This is a genomic window from Pseudomonas fluorescens (assembly GCF_018614775.1).
Taxonomy (GTDB): Bacteria; Pseudomonadota; Gammaproteobacteria; order Pseudomonadales; family Pseudomonadaceae; genus Aquipseudomonas; species Aquipseudomonas fluorescens_BY.
Genome location: NZ_JAGGOF010000102.1, coordinates 24,576 through 33,805, shown reverse-complemented (window position 1 = coordinate 33,805; position 9,230 = coordinate 24,576). Strand labels below are relative to the sequence as shown.

Genomic DNA, 9,230 nt, shown 5'->3' with positions numbered 1-9,230 from the left:
GGATGCCGATCGCCAGGGCGAGGATGGTGCCGATCTTGAGGAACGTCGACAGGTAGTCCCGCGGGGCCAGGATCAGCCACACCGGCAACACCGCCGCGACGAAACCGTAGCCGATCAGCATCCAGGTGATCTGGATCCCGGTGAAACTGAAGGCCTTGGCCCAGACCGGATCGGCGGCAATCTGCCCGCCCAGCCAGATCGAACCCAGCAGCAACAGCACGCCGATGAGCGAGATTTCACCGATGCGGCCCGGGCGGATGTAGCGCATGTAGATGCCCATGAACATGGCGATCGGGATGGTCGCCATCACCGTGAAGATCCCCCACGGACTCTCGGCCAGGGCCTTGACCACGATCAGCGCCAGCACCGCGAGGATGATGATCATGATCAGGAAGCAGCCGAACAGCGCAATGGTGCCGGGGATGCGGCCCATTTCCTCGCGCACCATGTCGCCCAGGGAGCGACCGTTGCGGCGGGTGGACAGGAACAGGACCATGAAGTCCTGCACGGCGCCGGCCAGCACCACGCCGGCGATCAGCCAGAGCGTGCCGGGCAGGTAGCCCATTTGCGCGGCCAGCACCGGCCCGACCAGCGGCCCCGCGCCGGCAATGGCGGCGAAGTGGTGACCGAAGAGGATATGCTTGTTGGTCGGGACGTAGTCCAGGCCATCGTTGTTGAGCACGGCGGGCGTGGCCCGGCGCGCATCGAGTTGCATCACGTTGTTGGCGATGAACAGACTGTAGTAGCGGTAGGCGACCAGGTAGATGGCCACGGCTGCGACGACGATCCAGAGGGCGTTGATGGGTTCGCCGCGGCGCAAGGCCACGACCCCCAGGGCACACGCACCGACGACGGCCAGCAAGAGCCAGGGCAGATGGCGCAGCAGGCTACTATTGTTTGTCATTTTTATATTCCAGCCAGGGTGGACAAGAAAGACTGCCCCCGAAGTTTAGCGCTAACCCGGACAAAGGCCATACCCGACATTCGTCTGTCGCCGGCTGAACGGTGATGAAGACACGCGAGTTGGGTCTATAGTCAGTGCATCTTCAGAGGAAATGCGTAATGAGCGAACGCCGCCGCTTCGTACGAATCGAGTTTCATGCCAGGACCGAGCTGAGCCAGGGGCCCTACAGATGGCCAGTGGAATTGCTGGACCTGTCCCTCAAGGGCCTGCTGATCAAGAAGCCCGAACCCTGGCTCGGCAACCCCGAGGAGCCCTTCGTGGCCGACATCCACCTGAGCAATGAAGTGGAAGTGCGCATGGAGGTGCGACTGACCCACGACGACCATGGCCACCTGGGCTTCGTCTGCGAGCATATCGACCTGGACTCCATCGCGCATTTGCGTCGGCTGGTGGAGTTGAACCTGGCCGATCATGCCGAGCTGGAGCGGGAATTGGCGGCGTTGATCCAGGTCTGAAAAGCCCCTGTGGCGAGGGAGCTTGCTCCGTCGCCACAGGGAATGGCTACTCGAACAACGCATCCAGCGCCTGCTCCAGGCGTGTCACGGCAATGATCTGCAACCCCGCCGGTGCTTCCTTCGGCGCGTTGCCCTTGGGCACGATTGCGCGTTTGAAGCCGTGCTTGGCCGCTTCCTTGAGCCGTTCCTGCCCACTGGGCACCGGCCGGACTTCGCCCGACAACCCCACCTCACCAAACACCAGCAGGTCATGGGGGAGCGGTCGGTTGCGCAGGCTCGACATGACCGCTGCCATCAAGGCCAGGTCCGACGCGGTTTCCAGCACCTTGACCCCGCCCACCACATTGAGGAAAACATCCTGGTCGTGGGTAGGAATCCCGCCGTGTCGATGCAGGACGGCCAACAGCATCGCCAGCCGGTTCTGATCCAGGCCGAGGGTCACACGGCGCGGGTTTGCCAGGTGGCTGTCGTCCACCAGCGCTTGCACTTCGACCAACATCGGACGGGTACCTTCCCAGGTCGCCATGACCACACTGCCGGGTACTTCTTCCTGAGCCCGCGTCAGAAAGATCGCCGACGGGTTCGAGACTTCTTTCAGCCCCCGGTCGGTCATGCCGAACACACCCAGCTCGTTGACCGCGCCAAAACGGTTCTTCACGGCCCGCAGCAAACGCAAGCGGCCATCGGATTCGCCCTCGAAATACAACACCGTGTCGACCATGTGCTCCAGTACACGCGGCCCCGCCAGTGCGCCCTCCTTGGTGACATGCCCCACCAGGAAAATCGCCGTGCCGCTCTGCTTGGCATAACGCACCAGCAACGCCGCGCTTTCGCGCACCTGGGACACGCCGCCGGGCGCCGATTGCAGTTGTTCGGTAAAAATCGTCTGGATCGAGTCGATCACCATCACCTTGGGTTTTTCCAGGCGTGCCGTGGCGATGATGGTTTCGATGCAGGTCTCGGTCATGACCCGCAACTGGTCCTGGGGCAGGCCCAGGCGCCGGGCGCGCATGGCGACCTGTTGCTGGGACTCTTCGCCGGTGACATAAAGCGCCGGCATGCGCGTGGCAAGGTTGCACAGGGTTTGCAGCAGGATGGTCGATTTGCCGATACCCGGGTCGCCCCCGATCAGCACCACCGAGCCGTCCACCAGGCCGCCGCCCAGCACCCGGTCCAACTCTCCGGAAGCGGTGGAAAAGCGCGGGATTTCCTCGACGCTGACTTCGGCCAGGGTCTTGATCTGTGCCTGCTGGCCGGCCCAGCCCGTGCGCCCGGTCGGCGCCGCCGCCCCGCCGCTTTCCACCATGGTTTCGGTCAGCGTGTTCCAGGCCCCGCACTCACTGCACTGGCCGGCCCATTTGGGAAAGGTCGAGCCGCACTCGGTGCAGCCGTACATGCGCTTTGCCTTGGCCATCTGAACTCCGGGAGAAAAACCGCGATGATAGCCCAGCTACGGTTCAGCGCGGGGCCGGCATTCTGATTTCACCCCTGGCCAGATCCGTCGCGGTGTTGCCCAACGGATCCTGGGCCTGCAGATCGGCGCCCTTGGCCTTCAAGGCATCGAGCAACTCCGTACGCTTGAACAAGCCGGCGTACATCGCCGCAGTCTGCCCGGCGCCGTTGCGTTGATCGGGGCTGCAATCGGTGGAGAGCAAGCGCCGGGCGATCTGCACTTCGCCCTTGAAAATGGCGCCCATCAATGCGGTATTGCCGCGTTTGTCCTGGGCGCAGGCATCCGCGCCGGCGGCCAGCAGCCGCTCCACTGCGGAGCCATGGCCGTGATAAGCCGCGAGGATCAGCGCGGTGTAGCCCTTTTCATCCTGGGTATCGAGTGAGTAATGAGCATCGATAAAGGCATCGAGCATGGCCACGTCACCCCGACGGGCGGCGTCGAAATAATAGCTTTGCAACTCTTCTTGTACGGCTGCAGGGTCGGTCGGCAGGGGCTGATCGGCCAGCGCGGACAGTGCGCAGGTGGCGAGTAGCGTACACAGGAAATAACGCATCATCGTGCTCCTTTTGCCACAGGACTGCGGGAGCAAACCTGCTCACACAGCCCTGAAGCTGTCAGACGTGTGGCTCAGTCAGTCAGCTTTTGCGCCAGTGCCTTGACCCGGGCCAGATCGCCCTTGGCGACGCGGGCCACGCCGGTGCCGTACTCCGGATCGGCCTTGTAGAGAAACGACAGGATGATGTGCTTGCTCTCGTCATCGGTGGTCGCCAACGACCCGCCGAAGCTATCGATCAGGTCGCTGCGCTCTTTCTGGTTGAACGAGCGGTACAGGTCACCGGCCTGCTTGAAGTTCTGCTCGCGCTGGATCTTCGCCTGCTGGGTGCTACCGGTCAGTGCGGTCTGGCTGTAGCGCGCCGCCTGCTGTTCATCACGGGGCATCAGGCGGCTCGGCTGATAGTTCACGCCGGTGCTGGTGTTGCCCGGGTTCATCGCACCGTCCTGGTTGCCATTGTTCACGGCCACCTTGGGCGCGTTGATCGGCAGCTGCAGCGCGTTAGACCCCAATCGATACATTTGCGTATCGGCATAAGAGAACACCCGCCCCTGGAGCAGGCGATCCTCCGAAGGCTCGATACCTGGCACAAGGTTGGCCGGCGCCATTGCCACCTGCTCGGTCTCCTGGAAGACATTCGCCGGGTTGCGGTTCAAGACCATCTGCCCGACCTTGCGCTCAGGCACGCCTGGCCAGATTTTGGTGGCGTCCAACGGGTCGAAGTCAAACTTGGCCAGGTCCTGGGGATTCAGCACCTGGACATACAAGTCCCACTTCGGAAACTCGCCTTTATTGATGTGACTGACCAAGTCATTGGTCATATGGCTGTAATCCTGGCCCTGAACTTTCACGACGTCTTTCGGATCAAGGTTTTTCAGCCCCTGCAGGCTTTTCCAATGAAACTTCACGTAGTGAACTTCACCTTTGGCATTGACCAGCTTGTAAGCATGCACACCGTTACCGTCCATTTCCCGATAACTGGCCGGTGTCCCCGAGTTGGAATACAACTCGGTCAGGGTGCGGGTCGATTCGGGAACATGAGAGAAGAAATCGAAACGGCGGGAATCATCGTCCAGGTTGGTCCGCGGGTCGGGTTTGAAGGCATGGACCATGTCGGGAAACTTGATGGCATCGCGAATGAAGAAGGTCGGGAAGTTGTTGCCGACCAAATCCCAGTTACCGTCGGCCGTATAGAACTTCGTGGCGAAACCACGGGGATCGCGCAGGGTTTCCGGCGAATGATTGCCGTGCACCACGGCAGAAAAACGCACGAACACCGGCGTGACCTGGCCGGCGGCGAAGACCTTGGCCTTGGTCAGGTCACTGAGATCGTCGGAAACCGTGAAGGTGCCATGGGCGCCGGTGCCACGGGCATGCACCACGCGTTCGGGGATGCGTTCGCGGTCGAAGCGCTGGAGCTTCTGGATCAACTGCACGTCTTGCAGAAGGGTCGGGCCGTTGGGTCCCGCCGTTTGTGAGTTCTGGTTGTCACCCACCGCGGCACCGTTATCGCGGGTCAGGGTGGCGGCGTTGACGGACAAGGACAACAAGCTGGCGGTCAGCACAAAAAGCGCACGGCGCCGGGGAAAGGCCCCGTAGCCAGGGGAAGTGTTCATAGGCGTGATCCTCTGATGTTGTAGAGCGCATCCATGTGCGCCTGTCAGAGGCTAGTGCCCGGAAAACCAAATCCTAAATAGAAATCCCGTACCGCTTCGATAGAAAAAACGTTGTGGGGGATCGGTTTCCAACCGCGTATCACGCGCGATTGATGGCACTTTGTAAACTTTTCAGCCAAGGCCGGGTCGATAACCAAGCTTTGTAAGCAGGCGTTTCCAGCGACACACGCCAGGCTGATTTACACTGCCACTCTCTCCTTCATCTGTCACAAGGAATAACACATGGGCGTGCTAAGCGAATTCAAGGCCTTCGCGGTCAAGGGCAATGTCGTCGACATGGCCGTCGGGATCATCATAGGTGCCGCGTTCGGCAAAATCGTTTCGTCCTTCGTTGGCGATGTGGTCATGCCCCCGATCGGCCTGTTGATTGGCGGTGTGGATTTCAGTGACCTGGCCATTACCCTCAAGGCTGCCCAGGGTGATGCGCCAGCGGTGGTGTTGGCCTACGGCAAATTCATCCAGAGCATGATCGATTTCATCATCGTGGCATTCGCCATCTTCATGGGCGTGCAGGCCATCAACCGTCTCAAGCGCCAAGAGGCCGTAGCCCCGAGCGCACCACCGGTTCCGAGCAAGGAAGAACTGCTGCTGAGCGAGATCCGCGACCTGCTCAAGGCGCAGAACGAACGGCCCTGAGCGGTCTGTTATTACAGCGATTGACTCATGTGGGAGCGGGCTTGCTCGCGAAAGCGGTGGGTCAGATTGCGGTGATGTCGACTGTGCCGACGTCTTCGCGAGCAAGCCCGTTCCCACCGGTTTTGCGTCTGGTCCCTACCAATAGTTTTCCACCGCCACCTGACCCGGTCGACGGGTTAGGCTCAATTGCAGCCCCCTGGCCTTGAGCAGCTGGCGTGTGTCGTCGATCATCTGCGGGTTGCCGCACAGCATCACGCGCGAATGCTCCGGCGTCAGCGCCACCCCTGCCGCCCGTTCCAGTTCGCCGTTTTCGATCAGCGTGGTTATCCGCCCGTTGAGCGCGCCCGGATACGGCTCACGGGTGACGGTCGCGATGAAATGAAATTTGTGCGCGTACTCGGCCAGGTAATCACGCCGGGTCAAATCCTTGATCAACGCCTGGTACGCCAGCTCCCGCGCTTCGCGCACGCTGTACACCAGGATGATTCGCTCGAAGCGCTCCCAGACTTCAAAATCCTGAAGGATCGAAAGAAACGGCGCTACACCAGTTCCCGTGGACAGCAGCCACAAATCCCGCCCATCAACGAAGCGGTCCAGGGTCAGGTAGCCAAACGCCTGGCGATCCACCAACAGACTGTCGCCCGGCAGCAATCGGCTGAGCTCGCTGGTGAACTCACCGCCAGGAACAACGATGGAAAAAAACTCGAGGAACTCGTCGAACGGTGAAGACACCATGGAGTATGCCCGCCAGACGGTACTGCCATCGGCTTTGGTGACGCCCAGGCGGGCAAACTGACCGGCACGAAAGCGAAAGCCACGATCGCGGCTGGTCCGTAACGTAAACAGGTGAGGCGTCAATGGCTGGACATCGAGCAGGGTCTGGCGGGTGAACTTCTCGTTGCTGTCGGTCATGAGCCGCTCCAGTGAGACAAGGGCTACAGTGTCCCGCAAAGAATGCCTCTTCACCACTGGCGGAAAATGATGGCAATTTAATTATAACTGGCCATCTTCTTGCTTTTATAACTTCTACCGAACTTATACAAAGTTAAATCGCTGTAGCAGGATTGATTAAAGTTAGTTGCTTACAGCGGCAAAATGTAACTAAAAGTAAAAAAAACCTCACCGCTAGTTAGGAATAGTCCTACACTGATTTTTCGCATCAGGGATTGGATCCGCATGGACGAACAACCCAGGAGAGAGCGATGGACAAGTGGAAGGACTTGCAACTGAGGAAATTATCCTGTGAAAAAGACCTGCAGACAGCTTACCGCCTGATTCTGAATTTCTTTAATAATCAAGGCTTTGAGTATTGCGCTTTTACAGCGTACCAAGGTAGGCCCGACAACCATGCGAGCAAGGTGAACCTCAATAACTACCCTTATGGCTGGGACAGGCTTTATGAGCAAAATGGTTATGTGGCGAATGATCCGGTAGTAGCACACTGCAATCAATCTCCACTTCCCATTTTGTGGAATGAAAACGTTTATGCCCAGGCACCGAAGTTGTGGCGTGACCTTAACCGACAGGGACTCAAATACGGCTGGACCCAAGCCGTTCACGATGAACAGGGGACACATTGCAGCCTGTTCAGTCTTGCAAGGACTCACTGCCCCATCGATATCGACGAGCATTATGCCAATCTCGGCTACGCCATCTTCGCCAGCCAAAGGTTGCATGCCCTGGCCAGCAAAAAGTTATCCGATGCGGTCGCAGTCCCGCAAAAACACCATTTGTCACCCAGGGAAATCGAAGTGTTGAAGTGGTCGGCCCAGGGCAAGACAGCGTCTGAGGTGGGTCGGATCCTGTGCCTTTCCGAACGCACCGTGAACTTTCATGTGTGCAGTTGCATGCGAAAGCTGAACGTCAGCAACAAGATCTCAGCCGTTGCCAAGGCAGCCCATATCCACGTGATCTGACGCACGGGACGGCACGACCGACTTGAAAAACCCACGGGTAATAACAGGCAAAAAAAAGTACCATCTGCGGCTCCACTTGAATGATGTCGTTTCTTGCACGCGGCGCATTTCATTCAAGCAGTCCCGCACAGACACCTGACTCCAGGCAGCGGGACATCCGTCGATCTCCAGAGTCCCCAGCCATGCCCCTGCTTGACAGCCCCTTCGCCCAACTTGACCTGATCCGCCAACCTGAACAGCAGAACGAACCGCTGCAAGCCTTTGATGCGGCCGACGAATACCTGCTCGCCTACCTGGCCGAACAACAACCGGCCGCGCAGACCCGGGTGTTGGTGCTCAATGACGGCTTCGGCGCCCTGGCCGCCAGCCTGACCGGCAAGGTCGAGGTGACCAGCAGCGGCGATTCATTCCTGGCAATGCAGGCGCTGGAGAAAAACCTGGTGCGCAACGGCCGACCCTTCGATGCGGTGCCAACGTTGCCCGCCAGCGAACCGTTGACCGGGCCCTTCGACCGCGTCCTGATCAAGGTGCCGAAAACCCTCGCCCTGCTGGAAGAACAACTGATCCGCCTGCAGGGCCAACTGGCCCCCGGCGCCCAAGTGATTGCCGCAGCAATGGTCAAGCACCTGCCTCGCGCCGCCGGCGACTTGCTGGAGCGTTACGTCGGCCCGGTGCAGGCTTCCCTGGCGGTGAAAAAGGCCCGCCTGCTGGTCGCCACACCCGAAGCCAAGACGCCGGCCCTATCCCCCTACCCGACTCGATACTGGCTGGACGAGCCGAAGATCGAACTGCGCAACCACGCCAACGTGTTCTGCCGCGAAGGCCTGGACATTGGCACCCGGGCATTCCTGCCGCACCTGCCGAAACACCTTGGCACGGCCGAGGTCGCGGACCTGGGGTGTGGCAACGGTGTGCTGGCCATCGCCAGCGCCCTGCAAAACCCCGAGGCCCGTTATACCTTGGTGGACGAGTCGTACATGGCCGTGCAATCGGCAGCCGAGAACTGGAGCGCCGCGCTGGGTGAGCGTGAGGTAACGCTGCGGGCCGGCGACGGGCTTGCCGGACAACCCGCGCAGTCGCTGGACGTGGTGCTGTGCAATCCGCCCTTCCACCAGCAGCAGGTCGTGGGGGATTTCCTCGCCTGGCGGATGTTCCAGCAAGCGCGCGAAGCGTTGGTCGTCGGCGGCGCCCTGTACATCGTCGGCAACCGGCACCTGGGCTACCACAGCAAACTGGCGCGGCTGTTCCGCGGCGTCGAACAGGTGGCCGCCACGCCGAAATTCGTCATTCTCAAGGCCCGTAAATAACCTCTCCACCGCGAAAAAAAACCCTCCGTCAGGAGGGTTATAAGCCGCGCTGCAAAGCGACGGGATGGGATGGGATGGGATGGGAATCAGTGGGTGGTCAGGCCGGCGGCGTTCATGAACATCCGCATCAGGCTGGCAACGATAAACAGCGCCAGCACACTGCCGGCCCAGATCATCGCCAACCAGCCCAGCCGCTGCCACAGCGGCTTGCGTTCGGCGGCCTCGATGTCTTTCAAGTCAGGTTTGGCCATGTCCAACGCCTCGCAGGTC

10 protein-coding genes are annotated in these 9,230 nt (G+C 60.3%); 4 read left to right on the top strand and 6 right to left on the bottom strand.

From position 1 onward, the window contains the following. Positions 1–904 (bottom strand): carbon starvation CstA family protein (locus J7E36_RS22965; protein WP_285229302.1); only part of this gene is annotated, 904 nt, incomplete at its 3' end. Positions 905–1,062: 158 nt separating this feature from the next. Here J7E36_RS22965 and J7E36_RS22960 point away from each other — a divergent pair. Further along, the gene (locus J7E36_RS22960) at positions 1,063–1,419 is read left to right on the top strand and encodes a PilZ domain-containing protein (protein ID WP_215008253.1); all 357 of its coding nucleotides are present in this window, start codon (positions 1,063–1,065) and stop codon (positions 1,417–1,419) included. 46 nt (positions 1,420–1,465) lie between these two features. Here the strand turns inward: J7E36_RS22960 and radA are convergent, their stop codons facing one another. From radA to katB, 3 genes are all read right to left on the bottom strand, one after another. Beyond that, positions 1,466–2,833 (bottom strand): DNA repair protein RadA, encoded by a 1,368-nt coding sequence (gene radA, locus J7E36_RS22955; protein ID WP_030140305.1) that lies wholly within the window; start codon positions 2,831–2,833, stop codon positions 1,466–1,468. A gap of 43 nt (positions 2,834–2,876) precedes the next feature. After that, entirely contained in the window at positions 2,877–3,425 is a 549-nt protein-coding gene (locus J7E36_RS22950; RefSeq protein WP_215008257.1) for an ankyrin repeat domain-containing protein, read from the bottom strand. Positions 3,426–3,499: 74 nt separating this feature from the next. Further along, positions 3,500–5,041 carry a catalase KatB gene (gene katB / locus J7E36_RS22945; protein ID WP_215008251.1) on the bottom strand — a complete coding sequence of 514 codons (1,542 nt, stop codon included), beginning with the start codon at positions 5,039–5,041 and terminating at the stop codon, positions 3,500–3,502. Positions 5,042–5,323: 282 nt separating this feature from the next. Between katB and mscL the strand changes: the two genes are divergently transcribed. After that, positions 5,324–5,737 (top strand): large-conductance mechanosensitive channel protein MscL, encoded by a 414-nt coding sequence (gene mscL / locus J7E36_RS22940; RefSeq protein ID WP_215008249.1) that lies wholly within the window; start codon positions 5,324–5,326, stop codon positions 5,735–5,737. Between the two features lie 135 nt (positions 5,738–5,872). Here mscL and J7E36_RS22935 read toward each other — a convergent pair whose 3' ends face one another. After that, entirely contained in the window at positions 5,873–6,649 is a 777-nt protein-coding gene (locus J7E36_RS22935) for a ferredoxin--NADP reductase (RefSeq protein WP_215008247.1), read from the bottom strand. Positions 6,650–6,939: 290 nt separating this feature from the next. On the opposite strand from J7E36_RS22935, the gene J7E36_RS22930 reads away from it, so the two are divergent. Together J7E36_RS22930 and J7E36_RS22925 are read left to right on the top strand one after the other, a co-directional pair. After that, positions 6,940–7,653, top strand: a complete 714-nt coding sequence (locus J7E36_RS22930) for an autoinducer binding domain-containing protein (RefSeq protein WP_215008245.1) — start codon at positions 6,940–6,942, stop codon at positions 7,651–7,653. Between the two features lie 182 nt (positions 7,654–7,835). Continuing rightward, positions 7,836–8,960 (top strand): methyltransferase, encoded by a 1,125-nt coding sequence (locus tag J7E36_RS22925; protein ID WP_215008243.1) that lies wholly within the window; start codon positions 7,836–7,838, stop codon positions 8,958–8,960. Between the two features lie 86 nt (positions 8,961–9,046). On the opposite strand, the gene J7E36_RS22920 is transcribed toward J7E36_RS22925, so the two are convergent. Further along, positions 9,047–9,211, bottom strand: a complete 165-nt coding sequence (locus J7E36_RS22920; RefSeq protein WP_215008241.1) for a DUF2474 domain-containing protein — start codon at positions 9,209–9,211, stop codon at positions 9,047–9,049. Positions 9,212–9,230: the final 19 nt, after the last annotated feature.

Excerpts from the sequence above, each read along its gene's own strand:
- J7E36_RS22950 (WP_215008257.1), bottom strand. The coding sequence starts at position 3,425 with ATGCGTTATTTCCTGTGTACGCTACTCGCCACCTGCGCACTGTCCGCG.
- katB (WP_215008251.1), bottom strand. The coding sequence starts at position 5,041 with ATGAACACTTCCCCTGGCTACGGGGCCTTTCCCCGGCGCCGTGCGCTT.
- J7E36_RS22930 (WP_215008245.1), top strand. The coding sequence starts at position 6,940 with ATGGACAAGTGGAAGGACTTGCAACTGAGGAAATTATCCTGTGAAAAA.
- J7E36_RS22925 (WP_215008243.1), top strand. The coding sequence starts at position 7,836 with ATGCCCCTGCTTGACAGCCCCTTCGCCCAACTTGACCTGATCCGCCAA.
- J7E36_RS22935 (WP_215008247.1), bottom strand. The coding sequence starts at position 6,649 with ATGACCGACAGCAACGAGAAGTTCACCCGCCAGACCCTGCTCGATGTC.
- mscL (WP_215008249.1), top strand. The coding sequence starts at position 5,324 with ATGGGCGTGCTAAGCGAATTCAAGGCCTTCGCGGTCAAGGGCAATGTC.
- radA (WP_030140305.1), bottom strand. The coding sequence starts at position 2,833 with ATGGCCAAGGCAAAGCGCATGTACGGCTGCACCGAGTGCGGCTCGACC.
- J7E36_RS22960 (WP_215008253.1), top strand. The coding sequence starts at position 1,063 with ATGAGCGAACGCCGCCGCTTCGTACGAATCGAGTTTCATGCCAGGACC.
- J7E36_RS22920 (WP_215008241.1), bottom strand. The coding sequence starts at position 9,211 with ATGGCCAAACCTGACTTGAAAGACATCGAGGCCGCCGAACGCAAGCCG.